At 70.1% G+C, this 19809-nt stretch carries 19 protein-coding genes and 1 pseudogene; 11 read left to right on the top strand and 9 right to left on the bottom strand.

All coding sequences use genetic code 11. The features are described from left to right. Positions 1-542 precede the first annotated feature (542 nt). The 5 genes from OG788_RS03285 to OG788_RS03265 form a co-directional block, all read right to left on the bottom strand. Positions 543-1838: a DUF6545 domain-containing protein gene (locus OG788_RS03285; protein ID WP_406369004.1), complete on the bottom strand. Its 1296-nt coding sequence runs from the start codon at positions 1836-1838 to the stop codon at positions 543-545. Positions 1839-1943: 105 nt separating this feature from the next. Next, positions 1944-3122: an MAB_1171c family putative transporter gene (locus OG788_RS03280; RefSeq protein WP_406369003.1), complete on the bottom strand. Its 1179-nt coding sequence runs from the start codon at positions 3120-3122 to the stop codon at positions 1944-1946. A gap of 3 nt (positions 3123-3125) precedes the next feature. Beyond that, positions 3126-3680 carry a toxin-antitoxin system, toxin component gene (locus tag OG788_RS03275; RefSeq protein WP_406369002.1) on the bottom strand — a complete coding sequence of 185 codons (555 nt, stop codon included), beginning with the start codon at positions 3678-3680 and terminating at the stop codon, positions 3126-3128. A 316-nt stretch (positions 3681-3996) separates the two neighbouring features. Further along, positions 3997-4503, bottom strand: coding sequence for a toxin (locus OG788_RS03270; RefSeq protein ID WP_406369001.1), 507 nt, complete (start codon positions 4501-4503; stop codon positions 3997-3999). A gap of 632 nt (positions 4504-5135) precedes the next feature. Further along, positions 5136-5798: a tetratricopeptide repeat protein gene (locus tag OG788_RS03265; protein WP_406369000.1), complete on the bottom strand. Its 663-nt coding sequence runs from the start codon at positions 5796-5798 to the stop codon at positions 5136-5138. 411 nt (positions 5799-6209) lie between these two features. Here OG788_RS03265 and OG788_RS03260 point away from each other — a divergent pair, with 411 nt between their 5' ends. Both OG788_RS03260 and OG788_RS03255 read left to right on the top strand, forming a co-directional pair. Continuing rightward, the gene (locus OG788_RS03260; RefSeq protein ID WP_406368999.1) at positions 6210-7187 is read left to right on the top strand and encodes an aldo/keto reductase; all 978 of its coding nucleotides are present in this window, start codon (positions 6210-6212) and stop codon (positions 7185-7187) included. A 174-nt stretch (positions 7188-7361) separates the two neighbouring features. Continuing rightward, positions 7362-8213: an aldo/keto reductase gene (locus tag OG788_RS03255; RefSeq protein ID WP_406368998.1), complete on the top strand. Its 852-nt coding sequence runs from the start codon at positions 7362-7364 to the stop codon at positions 8211-8213. 137 nt (positions 8214-8350) lie between these two features. Here OG788_RS03255 and OG788_RS03250 read toward each other — a convergent pair whose 3' ends face one another. Then, entirely contained in the window at positions 8351-8719 is a 369-nt protein-coding gene (locus tag OG788_RS03250; RefSeq protein WP_406368997.1) for a MerR family transcriptional regulator, read from the bottom strand. Positions 8720-8816: 97 nt separating this feature from the next. Then, positions 8817-9857 (bottom strand): MDR family NADP-dependent oxidoreductase, encoded by a 1041-nt coding sequence (locus OG788_RS03245; RefSeq protein ID WP_406368996.1) that lies wholly within the window; start codon positions 9855-9857, stop codon positions 8817-8819. Between the two features lie 668 nt (positions 9858-10525). On the opposite strand from OG788_RS03245, the gene OG788_RS03240 reads away from it, so the two are divergent. The 4 genes from OG788_RS03240 to OG788_RS03225 all read left to right on the top strand — a co-directional run bounded on the left by OG788_RS03240 (position 10526) and on the right by OG788_RS03225 (position 13513). Continuing rightward, the gene (locus OG788_RS03240) at positions 10526-11329 is read left to right on the top strand and encodes a DUF427 domain-containing protein (protein ID WP_406368995.1); all 804 of its coding nucleotides are present in this window, start codon (positions 10526-10528) and stop codon (positions 11327-11329) included. Positions 11330-11413: 84 nt separating this feature from the next. Next, positions 11414-11755, top strand: a complete 342-nt coding sequence (locus OG788_RS03235; protein ID WP_406368994.1) for a hypothetical protein — start codon at positions 11414-11416, stop codon at positions 11753-11755. Between the two features lie 7 nt (positions 11756-11762). Next, positions 11763-12902: a winged helix DNA-binding domain-containing protein gene (locus OG788_RS03230; RefSeq protein WP_406368993.1), complete on the top strand. Its 1140-nt coding sequence runs from the start codon at positions 11763-11765 to the stop codon at positions 12900-12902. A gap of 137 nt (positions 12903-13039) precedes the next feature. Beyond that, entirely contained in the window at positions 13040-13513 is a 474-nt protein-coding gene (locus OG788_RS03225) for a hypothetical protein (protein WP_406368992.1), read from the top strand. A 185-nt stretch (positions 13514-13698) separates the two neighbouring features. Here OG788_RS03225 and OG788_RS03220 read toward each other — a convergent pair whose 3' ends face one another. Next, complete coding sequence (locus OG788_RS03220; protein WP_406368991.1) at positions 13699-14094, bottom strand: hypothetical protein; 396 nt, start codon at positions 14092-14094, stop codon at positions 13699-13701. Positions 14095-14959: 865 nt separating this feature from the next. Here OG788_RS03220 and OG788_RS03215 point away from each other — a divergent pair. From OG788_RS03215 to OG788_RS03195, 5 genes and pseudogenes are all read left to right on the top strand, one after another. After that, positions 14960-15688, top strand: a complete 729-nt coding sequence (locus OG788_RS03215) for a hypothetical protein (protein ID WP_406368990.1) — start codon at positions 14960-14962, stop codon at positions 15686-15688. Between the two features lie 20 nt (positions 15689-15708). After that, positions 15709-15939 carry a hypothetical protein gene (locus tag OG788_RS03210; RefSeq protein WP_406368989.1) on the top strand — a complete coding sequence of 77 codons (231 nt, stop codon included), beginning with the start codon at positions 15709-15711 and terminating at the stop codon, positions 15937-15939. A gap of 158 nt (positions 15940-16097) precedes the next feature. Next, on the top strand, positions 16098-16607 hold the full coding sequence (locus tag OG788_RS03205; RefSeq protein ID WP_406368988.1) for a helix-turn-helix domain-containing protein: 510 nt from the start codon (positions 16098-16100) through the stop codon (positions 16605-16607). Positions 16608-16823: 216 nt separating this feature from the next. Next, positions 16824-17759, top strand: coding sequence for a GNAT family N-acetyltransferase (locus OG788_RS03200; protein ID WP_406368987.1), 936 nt, complete (start codon positions 16824-16826; stop codon positions 17757-17759). Between the two features lie 123 nt (positions 17760-17882). After that, positions 17883-18351, top strand: a pseudogene (locus OG788_RS03195) (IS982 family transposase); the annotation flags it as partial. A gap of 217 nt (positions 18352-18568) precedes the next feature. On the opposite strand, the gene OG788_RS03190 reads toward OG788_RS03195, so the two are convergent. Then, positions 18569-19762, bottom strand: coding sequence for an alpha/beta hydrolase (locus OG788_RS03190; RefSeq protein ID WP_406368986.1), 1194 nt, complete (start codon positions 19760-19762; stop codon positions 18569-18571). Between the last annotated feature and the right edge of the window lie 47 nt (positions 19763-19809).

The following is a 19809-nucleotide window of genomic DNA, read 5'->3' as shown; positions in this document are numbered from 1 at the left end:
GGCGACCGGGTCGCTCGAAGTGGCTGACCGGCCGGCGGTCGGCCCACCGTCTGGGGCGGGACACCGGGAGCGGCGGCCACGTCGTGCTTGTCCAGTGCCTTCTCCGGGGTGTGGTCAAGGGAAACGGGCGGGCAGGCGAGACGTTCCCGATCGCGGGGGAGGCGGCAGCCGAGTCCGGCGTAGCCGGGCCGAGACTCACGTCGCCCACGTTGTCGGCCTCCCCTTCCAGCGCGCCGTGCCGCCGTTTCCGTCCCCGGCCGTATGGGCCGGGACGTCGTCACGGCGCCCCATTCTTCAGTGAGAGACGCGGAGTTGACCACCGCCCGTCCCCTGTCGGTCCGCCGAGGGCGGGGCAGGGGTCGTCCGAGGTGAACCGCGGGCGGCCGCGAACAACGCGCCGGGCAGGGCTTCGGTCCACCGCTCCGTCATGGGGAGGAGAGCAACTCCATGGCCCTGGCCCCGCCGGGCGGCGGCAGTGGCTTGCCCGTCGGGCCTCCCCCCCCCGATCAATGCAGCCCGGCCGGTACTGCGGCCCCTTCGCGTCACTCCTGGCGCGTGGCCCGGGCGGCGGCGTGCCGCCGTGCCTTGGTCACGATCGGCGACGAGAGCGCCCGCGAGAGACGCACCATCAGGTGCGGTTCCGAGAGGGACTGCAGCGTCCCCGCTCTCGCCGGCAACTCGGCGCCGCCATGGTGGGACACCTGGACGCGGGCCGCGGCAAGCATCGCTGCCTCGGCCACCAGTGTGGCCTGGTGTGCAACATGCCGACGCACACCCTCACCCGCCGTCGTCGCCGGAACGCGGGGCGCGCCACGGAAGGACTGCGTGACGGAACCGGCTGCCGCCCGCAGAAGCGCTCGCACTCCGGAAGGACCATCGGCGGAATGTGATGCCACAGCCTCGGCGTACGCGGTCGTCCGTACCTGGTCGTCGAGATAGGGCGAGCAGGCCAGAACACCGTCCCAGATCGCTATCTCCTGACGTGCCAGGCGCACGACGGGCGGGTCCCACCAGCGGATGACGCCCTCAGCCGGCGCACGCAGCGTCTGTATCTCCGCCCACAGGGGCTTCAGGAGCCGGTACCGCCTCCAGGCACGGAGATTGTCGACCGCCGGCGGCCCCACCCTCGGTACGGCGAAGCCGCAGGCACACGTGATGCCGGCCAGCATGACCAGCGGAGGGGATACGTCGGTGGAGAGGAAATCCCAATTGACGCCCTCCCAACGGGCCGCCATGGCGGTGTACTTGGCGACCTGGTAGCTCGCGTCGAACGTCAGGCCGACGACGAGCAGGACCAGGCCGGCGCGGGTGACGCCCTGCACCTCGCGGATCCAGCTCACGCTCATGACGGCGAGGGCGACGGTGGCGGCTGTGTGCGCGACCATGTACAACACGATCATTTCGCGCATGTAGGGCGTGTTCGCGTAGTAGGTGTCGAGGTCCTGGGCGCGTTCCACGGGAACGTCGGCCGACGCGAACAACACCCAGATGCCCGCGATCACCAGCCCGTACACGACCAGTACGAGCCGGGCAGCGTGCCGGCGGGTGTCGGGCGGCCCGCCCTTCCATCCGATCATCAGGATGAGGTAGCTCGCACTGAGTGCGGTCATGCCCGTGTAGACCAGCGGGGCACTGAAGTTCGCGACGCCGGTCACGTCGTTGACGAGCCGGATCGTGGGCGGCGCGGACAGGATGCATACGGAGGAGCCGACCAGCAGAATCGCGCTGCTCGATGCGACGAGGGAATCCCGCCAGACTCCCGTGCCTGCCGGCAGCTTCAGCCCTGCGACCAGCAGAAGGAGAACGCCTGGAATGTAGAAGACGACGCCACTGTCCACTAGCTCGCCCCTCCTTCGTGGAAGCGGGCCGGGATCGGTCCTCCGGACGGCGCTCGTCCAGGAGGGACGGGACGCTTGAGTAACCCGATGTGGAAGATGGGGGACTCACTTCCTGATGCCGTCGTCGACTGCCGCCGCGGCACGGGCTGTCGCGACGATGGGCGACGTGCGCAACGCGTGTGCCACACCCACCAAGGTGGCGCGCGCCGCGAGGCCGGCGGAGTGGTCGGACACATCGACGGTGGCGGAAGCGCCGTTGCACCGGGCGCGGACCGCAGCGGCGATCATTGCCGCGAGGCCGATGCGTGAAGCGTCGTCGGTCCCGTGGCCCGCGGCCCGGGCCGCCTCTTCCGCACGCGAGCGAACCCGGTCGTCCAGGTGCGGGCGGACGTGGTTCAGCCCGTCCTGGATGCCGGCCTCACGCTGGGTGAGCCGCACGGCGTACGACGAATACCAGGGGATGGGGGCGGCAAGCGGGCTACTGGGCGAGACGCTGCTGAGCTCGTGCCACAGGGGACCGAGCCGCCACCAGGTCACGCCGGCGCGCCAGAGCCCGATCGCCCGCGGGCCCAGCAGGGGCACGATGAATCCGACGGTGGCGACCGTAGCCGCCAACCCCACGAGGCCCGGCGCCAGGATGGTGCTCAGGACATCCCAGTCGGTGCCTTTCCAGCGCGCCGCCACCGCGATGAGCTTCAACGTGCTGAACGACAGGTTCAACAGCCACGCCGCAACGAGGAGCCACAGTCCGGCTCGCAGCCATCCGCGGACCTGGAGGGCCCAGCGCCAGCACAGCGCCGTGGTTGCCACCGCGGCGGTCATGTGGCCGAGCAGGTACAGCGCGATCATCTGCCCGATCCAAGGCGTGGTCGCGTAGTACGTGTCAAGGTCTGTACGCCGTTCTACGGGGGCATCTCCCATGAGGAAGAGCACGACGAGCAGCGTGATCAGGACCGTGTAGCCGATCTGCCAGCGCCGAGCCAGCCGGCGCACGTGGCCGGCCGAGCCGCCACGCCAGTGAAGGATCAACACCAGGCAGGCGGCGCTGTAGGCGCTGACGAGGACGTAGTCGAGGGGAGCTGCGAGATTCGGGATCCCGCTGGCATGGTTCACGGCGGCAACGGTGGGCGGGGCGGCGAAAATGAATCCGGCGCCCCCCAGGAAAATCACCCAGCAGACCGACCGGACCAGCGGGTCACGCCAGGTGCGCACCAGATCGGGCAGTTTCGCGAGGAGGCCGGCCCACAGAGCGAGCGCGGGTATGTAGTAAGGCGAGGCGTCCACAGTTCAGACCTTTGGCCCCCGGTGTCCCAGTGAGGCCCCGATCCGGCCCGCAACCTGGGTCCGGTCCGTGGAGGGGCTGCCGGTTTCCCCCTCCAGCCAGATCCGCAGGTGCGTCACGGCCCGCAGGGCGAAGGTCTCGGCTTCCTGCTCCGAGCGCTCGTGGAACTCCGTACGCGCGGCCACAGCCCTCACCGCCCGCCGGAGGTCGGCCCGGCCGCTCAGCGCTCGCGCAGCGACGGAGACGCCGGGGGAGTGGTGGCCGCAATCGCCCTTGACCATGTGCCAGATCTCGTGGCACATGATCGCAAGCTTGTGGACGGGCGCCGCGCGTCTGTCGACGAGGATGATGTCGTGCTCCGGCATGTCGAGCCACAGACCTGTGGCGGTGCGGTGCGGGAACTCTTCCATGAGGAGGATGACCTGACGGCCCCTGATTTCGGAGACCCTGTCGATCAGCGCGGGGAACAGGGCGTCCGAGTCCACGGGAACGGGAAGGCTCAACCCGTCGGCCAGCCGGCCGATCAGGTTCCGCATCTCCTTGGCTCTGCTTGTACGCACCGCTCTCCCCGCGAACCTCAGCATGGGGCACCGTCGCACGGCGCCACCGGTTCCCACCCACTCGGCCGAAGGCGTCGGGCCTCGTGCCGATGAGCCGGTCCCGGGCGACACCCGCGGTCAGAACAGCGCGACGGATTCGAGCACGCCGGCTCGGCACATGAATATGTCAAACCAGGTGCCCCGTCGGCCACATCAGGCGCCGCGAAGTGCACAAGCTGAGGTGGGACGAAATCCCGAACAGGCCGGACATGGGCAGATCTGAACCCGGTGCGCCTGATGAACCCACGACACCGTCCAAACCGCCCGAAGGGACCGCTCATCGTCGAGGCCCGCGGTAGTTGAGGGCAGCACCGATACGGCTGGCGACATCGTCGGTGCCGTCGCCCCCGGACGCGTTCACGGACTGGTCGGACGCCTCGAGCAGCGCCCGGAGACGTCGCCCGAGCAGCATGCCGAACAGGTCGGCCTCCTGCTCGGTCCGCAGACTGAAGTCCGTGCGGGCGGCGGTCGGTTGGGAGTCGTGGGAAACGCCCAGCCGGTGCGGTGGTGCCGCGTCTCCCTGGCTCATGTGCCACACCTCGTGACCGAAGATCACGACCTGGTGCCACAGGGCGGCACGCTCCTCGATGATGACGTCGTCGTAGGTGTCGCGCTCGAGCCAGAGCCCGGTCGCGGTGTTCGGGGGAAAAGCGGCCTTGTGGACGACGACCTCGCGTCCCCGCCACGCGTTGACCGACGTGACGAGCGCGGCGAACAACTCCTCCGGGTCAGCGGGAAGCTTCACCCGGATGGGATCGATGAGCGCGTCGGCAAGCCTGCGCATCTCCTTGTTCCTACGCACCATTCTCCCCGTGGTCTCTTCCGGTTCCGGGCGGCACGAAGGTATGCCCCGAGGGCGTGAGGATGTTGCCCGGTCGATCGTGGTCGCCGTACTCCCCGTCGAACGTCACCTCGGCCGCCCCTGTCGCCCGCGTACGACGACCGCGGTGGGACGCGTGAAGCGCACGGCAACCGGCGCGAGACGCGTGGAAGGGGCATGGCGGACGGTCGCGCGAATCCATCAAGGGTGCCGGGGACGGCGGCAGGCCAGCTCGCCGCCGGGCGCAACATCGATGGGGGCCGCTCACGGCTGACTACGCTCGCCGTTCGGCGAGTTGGGCGTGAGGATCCGCTGCCACCGAGCCTTCTCCAGGGCGCTTGTAGTGATGAGGAGTTGAGGTCTACGGAGCCTATCCGGCCTCGCCCGGGATGTTAAGTTTTCCCGCATCTCTCGGAGGGGGCGGGTGTGGGCGGTCGAAGCCCTGAGCGGCCAAGTCGTCTCGACCAGGCGCTGTTGGACCGCGCGGGCACGAACAGCCTGGCCGAATAAGGGATATGACTGGCTGATAGGTGTCCTCTGCGATGGCGGCGACGGCGGGCGACGTCAGAACGAGGGTTCGCCGGAACGGCGGCTCGTCAGAACGGGGGCCCGTCATCGAGCACGCCGGTCCGCGGCGGCACGACAGGCCGGGGCTCGCGCTGCTGGACGAGCGCGACGGCGTCCTTGACGCGGCCGATCCCGATCAGATGCCAGGCCAGGATGCCGCTGTCGGCGGTGGAATGCCGCTCGAGGAAGGCGACGGCCTCCGCGGTGCGACCGGCGTCGGCCAGCAGCTCGGCGGTGGTCCAGGCCGTGTAGCGGGTGCGACCCTCAGGGTGTGCTCGCGCCCGCTCGATCGCTTCCTCCCGCAGGCCGCACGCCACCATCAGCGGGAGCCGCAACCTGAAGACTTCCCATTCCTCCTGGCCGCGACGCGCCTTGAGATCGTCCAGGTAGGCCAGGCCGGCCCGGGCGCGGCCCTGCTCGGCGTAAAGGGTGCACAGCAAGTCGAGGATCCAGTCCTCCGCGCCGCCGGGCACGTCCGCGAGCGCGCGCATCACCTCGATCGCCTCGTCGCCCCGGTCGTGCCGCGCCAGGCTCTGCGCGAGCTGTACGGCTCCGTTGCACCGGCGGGCCGCTGAATCCTCCGGCTGTCGGTACACATCGATCGCACCCTCGACGTCACCGCGCTCCTCCAGCAGCTCGGCGAGAGCTTGCGCGGCGTGCCCGTGGTACTCCGTCGCCGCGTACGTCCGCAACTCCTCGATCCGCCCGTGCCGGGCCAGCAGGTCGGCAAGCTGGTCGCGGTTGTTGACCGAGGTGGTGTCCCTTGTGCGCAGGAGGGCGACGGCGTCGTCGACGCGGCCCTGACGCTCGCGGATCGAGGCCAGCAGGCCGACGGCGTTGAACGGTTCGGCGTCGCCGCGTCACACCGCACCGACCTGCCCGGCAGCGTGGTGGGGGGCCCTGCCATTACCCCGGAAGAGCTCGGCCTGCCACACGGGCCGACGGCGCGCGAGGCTGGAGCCACGACGCCCGGCGGGGTCCGTGAGCACGGCCGCGGTGCGGGCCGGAAGCCGGACCAGGACCCGGAGTCGCCCACATCGGGCGCGGGCCGGGCGACAGGGCCACAGTGGAACCGCCGGAAGGCGAGGAACCGGAGAGAGTGAATGCGCCACAGCCAACTGCGTGACCTGAAGGTTTCCCGGATCGGTCTCGGCGCGATGGGCATGTCCCACGGCTACACCGGCTCCGGGACCGACGACGCGGAATCCATCCGCACGCTGCACCGGGCCCTGGAGCTCGGGGTGACGTTCCTCGACACCGCCGAGATCTACGGCCCGTACACCAACGAGGACTTGCTCGGCCGGGCGCTGAAGGGCCGCCGCGACCAGATCGTCCTGGCGACGAAGTTCGGGCTGGTCTCGCACGCCGGGCAAGGACCCTGGAACCTGGACAGCGGCCCGGCCAACATCCGCACGGCCGTCGAGGGCTCGCTCGAGCGGCTGGGCACCGACCACATCGACCTGTACTACCAGCACCGCGTCGACCCGAACACGCCCATCGAGGAGACCGCCGGTGCCGTCGGCGAACTGGTCGCCGAAGGCAAGGTCCGCGCGTTCGGCCTGTCCGAGGCGGGGCCGGACACCATCCGTCGCGCCCACGCCGTCCACCCGGTCACCGCGGTCCAGTCGGAGTACTCGCTGTGGACCCGTGGCCCGGAGGACCGGGTGCTGCCGGTGCTGCGCGAACTGGGCATCGGCCTGGTTCCCTTCTCCCCGCTCGGCCGCGGCTTCCTGACGGGCACGATCCGCTCTACCGACCAGTTCGACGAGTCCGACTTCCGGCACGGCAACCCGCGCTTCACCGGCGAGAACTTCCGGCGCAACCGGCGTATCGCCGACGAGGTCCAGGCCGTCGCCGCCGAGGCCGGTGCCACCGCGGCGCAGGTCGCGCTGGCCTGGCTGCTCGCCCAGGGTGACGACATCGTGCCCATCCCGGGCACCAAGCGGGTCCACCGGGTCGAGGAGAACACCGCCGCCGACGGCGTCCGGCTGACCGACGAGCAGCTCGCGCGGCTCGGCAGTCTGCCCCCGGCCGCCGGCGAGACCCACACGGAGGCCGGGCGCCAGATGCTCGAGCGCTGACCGGGCCCTTCGCCGCCTCCACCGTCCGGAAGGGAGGTCCAACCCTCAGAAGCACGCCCCATGCCGCCACCATCACTGCCACGGTCACCCTCGCGGGCCGCCCCGCGCGACCCCACGCCACCCGGCTCCCCGCGAACCACCCCCCACGCACCCGAACAGCAAGGAAAGATCTCCATGCAGACCGTCACCCTGAACAACGGCGTCGAGATGCCCGTCCTCGGCTTCGGTGTCTACCAGATTCCGCCGGAGCAGACCGAGCGGGCCGTCACCGAAGCCCTCGCCGCCGGATACCGCCTGCTCGACACGGCCGCCGCCTACGGCAACGAGGAAGCCGTCGGCCGTGCCATCAAGGGCAGCGGCATCGCGCGCGAGGACCTGTTCGTCACCACCAAGCTCTGGGTCCAGGACGCACCCGCGGAGGAGAACACCCGGCGCGCCTTCGACGACTCCCTGCGCAAGCTCGGCCTGGACCACCTCGACCTGTACCTGATGCACCAGCCGTACGGCGACGTCTACGGCCAGTGGCGCGCCATGGAGACCCTCAACCGTGAGGGCCGTACGAAGGCGATCGGCGTCGCCAACTTCTACCCCGACCGCCTCGTCGATCTGATCGCCAACAACGAGATCACGCCCGCCGTCAACCAGATCGAGACCCACCCGTTCTTCCAGCGGGTCGCCGACCAGGACCTCATGCGCGAGCACGGCGTTCAGATCCAGTCCTGGGGCGGCTTCGCCGAGGGCAAGAACGACTTGTTCACCAACCCTCTGTTGAGCGAGATCGGTGACAAGCACGGCAAGTCCGTGGCACAGGTCGTGCTGCGCTGGCTGACCCAGCGCGACGTCGTGGCGATCCCCAAGTCCGTCCGCGCCGAGCGCATGGCGGAGAACATCGACATCTTCGACTTCGAACTCACCGACGAGCAGATGGCCGCCATCGCCGGCCTGGACACCGGAGAAACCCTGTTCTTCGACCACCACGACCCGAAGATGGTCACCTGGCTGGCCAAGCGACGCCTGGACGCCTGAACCGATGCCTGGATGCCTGGACGCCTGAACCGGCCGGAGGGCAGGGCGGAGGGCGCGGATGTCCCGGCGCGAGGACGGAGTGACAACCGGTGACAACCGGGAGACACCCGCTCGCCGGTCAAGCCGTGCACGCACGGTCACTCGGTGTCGCCCGTCCGCCCCGCCAGTCGGGCGCGCAGCCGGGTCAGGCGGTCGATCTCGGCGTCGAGGACGGCAAGCCGGCGGTGCACGACCCCGGCACCGGGCCCGTCCGCGTCACCCGCGCACCGCCGACGCGGTTCGTCGACGAGGAGTCGGACGCGGTCGCCCAGGCCGCACACGTCTTCCACCGTGAGCCCGAGAGCGAGCAGCTCCCGGATGACCTTGACCCGGGCCACCTCGGCCGCACCGTACTCGCGCTGCCCGGCCGCCGTGCGCCGAGGCGGTGGCAGCAGGCCGCGCTCCTCGTAGAACCGCAGTGCCCGTGGCGTCGTACCCGCCGCTGCCGCCGCATCCCCGATCCGCATCCCGCTGCTCGCCTCCACCCTGTGCCGTGCTGCCGCGCTGCCGACCGCCGGGAACGGGCGGTGCCTGTGCCACCGGCACCGCCGAGTCGTCCCGCGGTCACCCCGGCAAGGGTTCCACGACGACGGTTCCGATGTGCCGCCCCTCGAACAGTTCCTGCAACGCCCACGGCGCCCGATCGATGCCCGGGATCCGTACGTGCGGGAAGACGATGGCGCCGGAGCGCAACCAGTCGCCGAACTGTTTGTTCCACTCGTCAGCGGCTTCGCCGAGATCCGCACTGCTGAATCCGCGCAGGGTGACCCCCAGCGTGATGACGCGGAAGGTGTCGATCTCCGCCGGTGCGCGGGCGCCGTCGTCACCCGGATCAGACGACAGTTGCCCGGAGAGCGCGCCGACCAGCGCGAACCGCGCGCCGCGACGCGCCGCACCCACAGCGGCGGTCAACTGTTCGCCGCCGACCGTGTCCAGCAGTACGTCGATGCCGTCCGGCACCGCCGCGGCCAGCTGCTCGGCGAACGGAGCCGCCCCCGTCACCACCACCTCGTCGTAGCCGAGATCGGACCGGAGGCGTGCAGCCTTGTGGGGCGAGCGGGTGCTGCCGACGACGCGCGCGGCGCCCAGCAGCCGGGCCACCTGCCCGGCCAGGCTTCCCACCGCTCCCGCGGCTCCGGTGACGAGAACCGTGTCGCCGGGGCGGAGCGCGGCGAGCCGGGTCAGCGCCGCATAGGCGGCCGCCCCCGACGACAGGTGCGCGACGGGGTCGGGCAGAGCAGATCCCAGGGGTGCGCACTCGGCCTCGGGGAGCAGGGCGTGTTCGCGCCAGCCGAGCAGGTGTGTCACCTCGTCCCCGGGGCGCAGCTCGCAACCGGGGCCGACCGCGACGACCTCGCCGACGGCAGGGCCGAACAAGGCGTCGCCGACGTGGACGGGCGGCAGGGGCACGCCCTCGGGAGCGCGCCCGATGAGGGTGCGCAGGCCCGGGAAGACGAGGAAGTACCGGTTACGGACGGTGACTTGGCCCGGTCCGGGTGAAGGAAGCGGCGTCTCCACGAGGGCGAAGTGTTCGGGGCGGGGGAGGTGTTCGGGCGCGCGGACGAGCCGGATCTCCCGGGTCGTGAGCGGCGGTTCGGCGGTCATCGAGCGACTCCAGGCGTCGGGTGAGGGGGCGAAGGGAACCGGTACGGGCGGGCCACGGAACCGGTACAGGCGGGCCACGGCTGCGCCCGCCGGGCCACGGCTGACTACGTCTGCCGGGGTCCCGGCAGACGGTGACCGTCGGGCCCGGCCGGCCGTTACTGTCACAGCCGTACCGGCTCCGTCCGCCGTACCGGTCGACGCACGCTAATCCCTGACGCGTACGTCAAAGGCAAGGCGGCCGCAGCCGTCCGGCCCTGCCGGGCGAAATGGGGCGAAGGGAGCCTCGGTACGGCCGTGACAGGAGCCCGTCGCCCCACCTGGCCGCTGCTCGGAGAACCGGCGCCGCCGAGGCGGTCGATACGCGACCCGGCGCCGAAGCGTGGGCGGTGGCAGGGGCGGATCTGCCCGGCTCGCACCTTGGCCGCGGGCGGGTGCGCAGCTGCCGGTCCACACCCCGCTCACCAGTGAGCGCGGCGGCCGCCGCGCGCGACCGGGGTCCGTCACCCGGACGGCTCCGGCACCCGAGCCGTGGCACTGTGGAAGTGGGCCGGCAGACACGCCGGCGGCTCCCGCGGGTGTTCGGCCGCCCCTCACAGCCGCGGGTCGGCGCGAGACCCGCGGCCACTTCGCCGAAGTCACCGCGTGAGCGAGCCGAAGGAGAGCCGGTCATGACCACATTCCCCACCGCGCGAGCCGTCCGGACAACCCCGGAGGGCCTCCTGTGGGAGCCCAGCGAACGCTGGGTGCGCGGACGCAAGGGTGATGTCACCGTCGTCGACAGCAGGCACCCCGTGCTCGTGTGGGAGCCGGGGGTACCGGTCCCGCTGTACGCCTTCCCGCGCGAGGAGGTCCGCGCGGACCTCCTCCGCCCTGCGAAGAACCCGCCGACGGGAACGCACACCGGATCACGGATCTTCTACGACCTCGCGCTCGACGGCGAGCTGCTGGAGAACGCGGCGTGGACGTTCCCCGCCGCGGACCTGGCCGGTCACATCGCCTTCGAATGGTTCCGGCGCGTCGGCCGGGGCCTGGACCACTGGTACGAAGAGGACGAAGAGATCTTCATCCACCCCCGTGACCCGCACAAACGGGTGGACGCCGTCCCCAGCAGCCGTCACGTCCGGGTCGAGATCGACGGCACACTCGTGGCCGACACCCACAGCCCGGTCCTGCTCTTCGAGACGGGCCTGCCGACACGGTTCTACCTTCCGCGCGAGGACGTTCGTCTGGAACTCTTCGTGCCCACGGATCACAGCACCGGCTGTCCCTACAAGGGCACGGCCGAGTACTGGTCGTGGCGAGGCGAGGCCGGTGTCCCGCCCAACATCGTCTGGAGCTACCAGGAGCCTCTGCCAGCGGTGGGCGCGGTCAAGAACCTCCTGGCCTTCTACAACGAGGCCGTCGACATCACCGTGGACGGCGAAGGGCTGGAGCGTCCCGTCACCCCCTTCACCCGAGCACTCTTGGGGTAGACGCCGAAGTGACGGCTACCGGTGGTGTGGTGGAGGACCGGCGCGCGCACGAGGAAGCCGAAGCTCCAAGTCTCCCTGGTAAAGATGGAGTTCGACGTGAAGAGCTCGTACGGCCCCCCGTGCGAGCTGGGGCGCCTGCCGATCAGCCCCGCCTCACGCGTCGAACTGGCGCGGCTGTCCGCCTGGTACCAGTCGTCGATCGACTGGAACTATCCGCCGGTTCCCTCCCCATGGTCCGACCGGAAACGGCAACTGTTCAAGGAGCAGGCGCACACGGCGCTGGAGACACTGCGCAGTGAGTTGGGTGAGGGCTGGAAAATCGTGGGACGAAAGCCTGTTGTGAGAAGCGGCGCGGTGGTCCGGCAGAACCGGGGGCATGGGGATGGGACGGAAGGCCGACGCGCGGGACGTCCTGGGGCGGCATAATCCGGGCGTGATCCTCTCCGCGCGACAGCTCGCCCTGGCCACGCTGGACCGGCAGCTCCTGCTCGAACGCAGGCGCCTCGACGTGGAGGAGGCGGTCCGCCGGGTCTGCGCTCTGCAGGCGCAGTCACCCGCGTCGCCGTATTTGGCTCTGTGGAACCGCGTGCGGGACTTCGTGCCCGAGGATCTCGACGCGGCGTTCACGGATCGCCGGATCGTGAAGGCGACCCTCATGCGGATCACCCTGCACGCCGTCCACGCCGACGACTACGCGCCCTACCACGCCGCCATGCGGAGCACGCTGCGGGCGTCGCGGCTGTACGACCGCCGTTACACCTCGACCGAGCTGACCGAAACCGACGCCGACGCGCTGCTCCCGCAGCTCGCCGAGTTCCTGGCGCGACCCCGCACCGGCCCCGAGGTGGAGGAGGAGGTCACCGCTGGCTTCGGCGAGCACGCGCACCGCGTGTGGTGGGCGCTGCGGACCTACGCGCCGATTCATCATGTGCCGACCGGCGGCGCGTGGTCCTTCACCTTGCCGAATACCTACCTCGCAGGCCCTTCGGCCCTGGGGTCCGCGCCGTCGGACGCGGCAGCTGGGGTCCAGCGGCTGCTGCTCGCCCACCTCCGGGCGTTCGGACCCGCGTCGGCCCAGGACTTCGCCCGCTTCACCTTGCTGGGGCGCAAGGTGATCACTCAGGCGCTGCACGAACTCGGAGATCAAGTGGTGCGGGTGACAGGTCCGGACCGTGCCGTCCTGTTCGACCTGGCAGGCGCCACGGTGCCCGCCGAGGACACTCACGCGCCGCCGAGGCTGCTGCCGATGTGGGACAGCACGCTGCTGGCCCACGCCGTCCCCGGGCGGGTCATGCCCCAGGCGTACCGGCCGCTGGTCGTCCGGCGCAACGGAGACATGCTGCCCACCCTGCTCGTCGACGGTCAGGTCGCCGGAGTGTGGCGCGCGGCCGAGGGCGGGCTGGAACTGACCGCCTTCCGCGAACTCGGCAAGGCCGCTTGGGAAGGTCTGACCGAGGAGGCGGAGAAGCTGGCGACGCTGCTCGCGGACCGGGATCCAGCCGTCTACCGGCGCTACGGACATTGGTGGGACAAGGGATTCGCCGGTGTGGAGCGCACGACGGTCAAGGTCTGACCGGGCGAAGGCGGGCGCACGGTGGGTACCGTCGCCCACTCGGGGAGGGCCGGCACCCGGTCATGGCGACTGCTCCACCGGCATGCACAACGCTCCTCCCAGTACAGGCTGTTGGCATGAGATGAGAGGAGGACCGCGTGCCCGACAGACCGCAGACGAGCGAGGCGCTCCACCTTCTGCGCCGGGAGCTGGATGAGGCCACCCTGGCAGGACGGTCGCCGCTGACGGAACTGAACGCCCAGGAAGCCTGGTTGGGGTTCCTGCGCTTCGGCCGTCAGCGCTTCGACACGGCAGTCACACCCGAGTCGGACGGCTTGCTCTTTCAGTACGGCACGTACGCGTTCAGCGGACCGCCGGTGTTCACCCTTGATCTGACCCGGCAGTTCGACATCGAGGATGCCGACGGCGAACACGACCACTACACGCAGATCCACTGCGAAGTCGTCTACGCGCCAGATCCGGTCCTGGACCACCTCGGCAGCTTCAACTCCTGGTTCTTCCACGACACCGACCAGGATCTCGACCGGTGGGCCGAGGCCCTGTCCGACCGCTTGGATCCGCTCCGCGGCCGCACGCCGGCCGACGTACGCCTCTACGAAGGGCCGGTGTAGGCCCGGACGACGCGTGCGACGACCAGGCCCTGTCCGGCACTTGTCGGGGCGAAGACGCTCAGAGCGCATCGAATGCCGCCTGGAACGCTTCCGCCGTGGGGGCAATGACAACCACCTTCCCCTGGAGGTCCGCGGCTATCGGTCGTCAGGGCGCGGATCCGGGCTGAGCGGAAGCACTGCAGTTCTCAGGCGGTGCCTGCCGGGTCGTGCGGCATGATGTCGGCCATGCGCAGAGGAACGGGCGAGGGGCTCCGCCGACTGGCCGCGGCGCGGCGCGTGACGCGTCGGTGCTCGCCGAGATCGAGGGCGAGATCACCGCGTTCGGCGAGGCACTGAACGCCCATTCCTTCAGCCCCGGCCAGCCAGGTGCCACGGATGCGATGCGCGCCGAGCTGGCGCGTGCCCTCGATGCGTACGAGCAGGCGAAGCGGGACTTCGTCGGCGACCGGACGCGGGCGGACGCACGCGACGTACCGCGCGCACTGGACGAGGGCAGGCACGCGCTGGCCTGTCTGGATGCCCTGCTCGCCGGCGAGCCGCTGCCGGAACGTATGCCGCTGTGCTTTTTCGACGCCCGGCACGGGAGGGCCGTCCGGCAGGCCAAGTGGGCGCCTTCGGGGGGTGTCGCTCGCGACATCGCCGTGTGCGCAGCGGACGCGGTGCGCCTGGCGGAGAGCCTGAGCCCGATCGCTCCGCGTCCGGAGCCGGTCAGCGGGCTCCCTGGCACACAGCCGCGTACGGCCAGGTTCCCGACGGCGATGTCGGGGAGCGCCCCCCCAGTCGCAGGTCAGTGGGACGGGAAGCAGCGGCGAGCAGACGCATCAGCTGGCAATGCCGTCGTACCGGCCGGCCCTCATGGTCTTCTCGACGAACGAGCGGGGACGGGTCAACCTGCGTTTCGAGGACAGGAAGGGGCGCTCCTCACGGCTCTACCGGCTGACCGGTGACGGTGCCCCCGTCATCGCCCGGATTCCGCTGCCGGAGGCGAAGAAGGCAGTCGCCTTCCGGGTATTTGCCGTCGGCGGCCATGAGGCGTGGACGGCGACCCCGGCACCGCTACGAGAAGTGCCCCGCTTCCACGACGAGATCAACGGCACCGGATCCGATGTCGTGCACTACCCGGGGGGATCCGGGTCCGGGTGTTCTGCGGTACGAGGGCCCCAGCGTGATCCAGTTGGAGGCTCTGGACGACCGGCTCGCCTACCGGGTGACGGTGACCGAGGGCAGCGCCGGGGAGCGCACGTTCGAGTGGCCGGGCCGCGGCTAGTACCAGGTGCGCTCCGCCGGCTCATGGAGTCTGTCCGCCACGTGACGACGCGGATGGATCGCTGCCCAGGATCAACACGGCCGCAGATCCCGTGCGCCTGCGGAACCTGAGGGTCTAAAGTCGGTGTCTGCTACATCAACTTGGGGCGCGGGATGATACCCGCGGGGGAGAGGGGCCCGATGTCGCACGACGATGAAGAGAGCCTGGCGCTCAGATCTGGCGCGTTCACATACGCGACGCTGACGGCCGAGGCGCGGCGCCAGGCCGCGCTGCCCAGGCCCAGGGCGCGTAGCAGTAACGAGGCTGACATTCGCAAGGTGCGGTGGTGGCGGGTGCGGACGTTGCGCAGCATCTCAGGTCTGTCCACGCTGGCCACGGCGCTGGTCTACACGCTTCTTGTACTGGCGATCTTCTGGCTGGCCGGCCCTTCGATAGCGCCCGATGCCTGGTACCCGCTTGTGGTATCGGTCGGCCTGGGGCTCTACGGGGCCCACCGTCTCCGGGGAGCCGGTGGGGCGACGGCCAGGGCTCTGGCCCGTGCGGCCTGCGCGCCCGGCCCCGTGCCCAAGCGGTATGCCCTGATGTACGACCCGCCCTGGGGCGGAATCGCCCTGCTGGTGCTGTTCCCGGCCATCGGGGGCGACGACGTCCGACCCGAAGCGGTGCTGGAGCTTAGGCCTCTGCCTCAGCCTTGGCGTCGGTTCCTGGGGGCGAGCAAGCTCCCGCCCGACCTGCCCGTGGAGTCTGTCGGCAACCTCGAACTCCGTGGCCGCACGGACGAATCGCCGACGGGCGTCCCATGGATCGATGGGCGGGCGTACTGGCCGAAGCGCTCCTACGGCTCCGATGACCTGCTGCGGGAGGAAGGCCGAGCCCTGATGGACCGACTGCTGGCGGACGCCGCCTAGGACGCGGAAGCGATCGAGTCGTGTCCTCCTTGCCCCGGGTGGCAGTCGGGCTGCGGCCGAACGGCAGCCTGACCATCACCATGCTCGACCGGCTCGGCCGCGACACACTGGAACTGATCGCGTCAGCCCAGGACATCGAGCACCGCGACCGCCGCCGTCGCACTCCACAGCAGCCCGTGACCGCCATCGCCCGCGACTTCGGAGTGGGCCGGTCGCCGGTCAACCCTCTACCGGGCGCTTGCCGAGGATGACGTCCAAGTCGTCTCTGGCCCTGGACGAGTAAGTCCGAACCCGTCTGAGTCGCGGTGCGTGTGCATCGCCACGATCGTTCCGTTTACAGAACGTTCTGTTTATGGAACGCTAGTCGCGTCACGACAATGCATCACCGGCGCGGTAGGGGCGGAAAGCTATGGAACTGGCCCAGGAGGTGGGCGAGCGGCTGCGCCGTCTGCGCCAGGACGGCGGCCTGTCGCTGTCGGAACTGGCCCGCCGCTCCGGCGTCGGCAAGGGCACGCTCTCGGAACTGGAGACCGGTCGGCGCAATCCGACCCTGGAGACGCTGTACGCGCTGACCACGGCCCTTGAGGCGCCGCTCAGCACGGTCGTCGGCCCCGTCCCGGTGCGGGGCGCGGCGGTGCACGCGGTGCTGACGGACCGCGTGCAGGACACGGCTGCGGTGTCGGAGGTGTATCGCATCCGCATTCAGAGCGGCGCGGTGCAGCGCTCGGCCGCTCATGTGCCGGGCACGGAGGAGCACTTGCTGGTTCTCAGCGGCACGGCGCGGGTTGGTCCCGCCTCCGCCCCGTTCGAGGTGGGCCCGGGCGGCCACGCCCGGTGGGCGGCGGATGTACCGCATCAGTACGAGGCGGTGGGGAGGGATGTGGAGGGGGTGTTGGTGGTGCGCTACCCGGTGGAATGAGATGCCTACGCCGCACCGCCCTGCGCCAGGCCATGACCACCGCCGATCGGCCGTGGGAACCACCGCTGCGGCAGGAGGCCGACAGTATCCAGTCCGTAGGCCCGGGTCTGATGGTCGGTCCGACCAGGGCAGGAACAGCCAGGCCTGCCGGTGCCACTGGGTGGCGATTTCATGCAGAGCCGGCTACGTCATCGAGAGACAGGATGATCCCAGTACATGCCTATACGTAGAGCGCGCCCAGACGAACTACCTGCCCTCGTCCAGCACTCCGGCCGTCCCGAGCGCAACGCCGGAACGGCCGCCTACCTCACCGACCTACTTGCCAAGAAGTGCACCCGGCCGGAGTGGTGCCTGGTCGCGGAGGACGAGGCCGGTCGGCTCACCGCGGCCACCGCGCTATGGACCCTCCCCGGGAACGACGTCCCGATGGCCCTGGTGCTCCTTGAGACACCGTGGGACGAACCCGGCCTGGCCACCGGCCAGGCGCTGCTGGCCGAGGCCGTCGCCCTGGCCGACTCGCTCGGCGCCACGGAGCTGGAGCACGTCACCGACTCGCCGACGCAGCCACCGCAGTACCAGGCGGAGCCGGAACGGCGCGCCGAGCTTCTCCGTCTGGCGGGCTTCGAGCGGGCCCGTGACGGTCGCCGCTTCCGCCGCCGCTCCGGGGCAGAACTCCCTTCGCATGATGACCGATTGACCTGGCGTTCCCTGCCCAGTCTGGGCCGTGAGCCGTTCATCGCTCTCCTCGCCGAGGCGCTGCCGACCAGCGCCGACGCCCAACTCGCCGCCAAGGTCGCCCGGCATGGCGCCCGGCGTGCCGCGGAGAGCCTCTTCGCGGACATGGAGGAGTTCTCGTACGAGCCCTCGTGGTGGGAACTCGGCTACGCTCCGGACGGCACGCCGGCTGCCCTCAGCCTCCCCGCCCGAAACCCCTCGACCGCGGTGATCGGCCTGGTGGCGGTGTCTCCCGCCTGCCGCGGCAACGGCTACGCGACGGCGGTGGTGGCCCGCGGCACGCGGCTGCTGGTCGAAGCGGGCGCCGAGGAGATCCGCGGCGACTGCGACGCGGCCAACACCGCCATGATCATGGCTTTCGAACGGGCAGGCTACGAGAACTTCGCCGACCGCCAGGAGTTCACCCGCCGGTTGTGAGCGGGGGCCGCTCCCGCGCTGCAACGAATGCTGAGTGGCCCCTCCCCACCCCGGTTGGTAGGGATAGGCGAGTAGGTTCGAAGTCCTGCGGGCGCAAAGGAGAAGGGTCTCGTTGATCGTTGTGTGACGAACGGCATCGAGACCCTTCTGACGGCCCTGTACGTGAAGATCGACGACGAGCTGGCGGGACCACGACGGCTGGGCAGGCCCCCGGTGTTGAGCGACTCCGAGCTCGTGTGCCTCGCGCTCGCCCAGTCGCTGCTCGGCTTCACGCCCGAGACGCACTGGCTGCGCTACGCCGGCAAGCACCTCACCGGGATGTTCCCGTACCTCCCTCAGCAGTCCGGCTACAACAAGCGGCCGCGGTCCGCGCTCGGCCTGGTCAAGCGGGTCGTCCGGATGCTGGCGAAGTCGAGCGACTTCTGGCTGGACGACTGCTGGATCGTGGACTCCACCCCGGTGCCCTGCGGGATGTCGCGGCCAACGGTGAAACGCTAGGACCTGGCCGGATGGGCGGGCTATGGGTACTGCGCCAGCCACTTGCGGTTCTACTGGGGGCTGAAGCTGTTATCTGGTGTGCACTCCGTCCGGTGACCGGAGATCAGACTTACTCGTCTAGGAGCCCCGACACGGCGCCCCGCAAACAGTGTTGTGGGGCGCCGTCGTGGGCGATTCAGGGAGAGGACGCTTGCATCAGACGCACACACGTGGTCGGGATCTGCTTTTCCCGCACCACACGCCGGATCGAACCGGCACGGCCGCACTTGCGGTACGCCTCACCCGAGGCCCGAGGCCCGAGGCCCGAGGCTTCAGTTCACTTCCGCCAGCACGCCGTCCGTGTCCATGACCCAGCTTCCGCTCTCGACGCCGTACACCTTCTTGCCTTCGAGCCACTTCCAGGACATGTGCTGCAGGGTCTTGGCGGCCCGCCGTTCCCAGACGGGGTTGTGGTCCCAGCCCTCGACACGGAGCATCAGTTTCTTGGCGCCCGGGATCTCCTTGTAGAGCTTCGGAACGGAGAAGTGCAGCACCGGCCCCAGCTCCTCCGGGGTGTTGGCCGTTCTGTCCTGGTCTCCGTAGACGATGCACACCGGCACGGTGCTGCCGAGCGTGGAGGCGTGCGGCACGGTGCTGGTGTTCCAGCCCCACCAGTAGGAGTTGCGCCACCGCATGACGCCTTCGGGTGCTCCCGCGGTCGGGCCACCCCACTTCTTGCCGGTGCTGTCGCTGTCCATGATGGTCTGCCACACGTGGTCGGCCAGGCTCTTGTCAGGGATGCCGGCTTGGAGCCCCGCTTTGCTGGTCAGGTTCATCGGGAAGCCGAAGACGGCCGGCGGCGTGGACACGGGCTGCGTGGGCAGGCCCGTTCCGGGCGGCGGAGCGAAAGGCTTGGCGGGATTCGTCGACCAGCGGCCGTTCGGGGGGAAGATGGGCGCGAGCAGGAACATGCTCGCCACGTCCCCGGGATTCTGCAGCGCGTACGGACCCATGACGAACGCGGCCGCGGACCAGCCGATGAACGCGACCTTTTCGTTGTTGCACCGTCCCCTGATGAACTGGACGACGGTGGCCAGCTCGTCCCATTCGCTCCGGGAGTTGCCCAGTTGGTGGGGATAGTTCGCTGTCGCGGAGCAGGTTCCCGTACCAGGATTGATCTCCAGGAGATCCCGCTGGGCAGGGTTGGCGTTGCATGGGTCGTCCATCTTCGGGCGGGGGGAGCGCCCGGATCCCTGGAGGTCCATGATGTACACGTTGTAGCCCTTGCCCGCCAGGGCCTGCGCCCAGCTGTACCTGGTGTCCGGGTGCGCGGAGCCACCGGGCGCAGGGAGCACGAGGTCGAAGCCGGGGAGGGCCGGAACGCTCCTGCCGTGGAGCATGAGGACCGGCTTGGGGGTGCCGCTGGACCCGGTGGCCTTGTATTCCCGTACGAAGAGGTTGATCTCCTCGTCGACGTTCGCCGGGATGGTCGATTTGTGCTTGACCTGGTGGTCAACGGGGGTCATGTGCGACAAGGTCGCCTCCGATGTCTGTTCGCCCCGGGGAACGGCTG

Origin of the sequence: Streptomyces sp. NBC_00647 (genome assembly GCF_045207245.1) — a bacterium.
GTDB lineage: Bacteria > Actinomycetota > Actinomycetes > Streptomycetales > Streptomycetaceae > Streptomyces.
The sequence above is the reverse complement of the archived record's forward strand: the minus strand, read 5'-3'. Positions and strand labels throughout refer to the sequence as shown.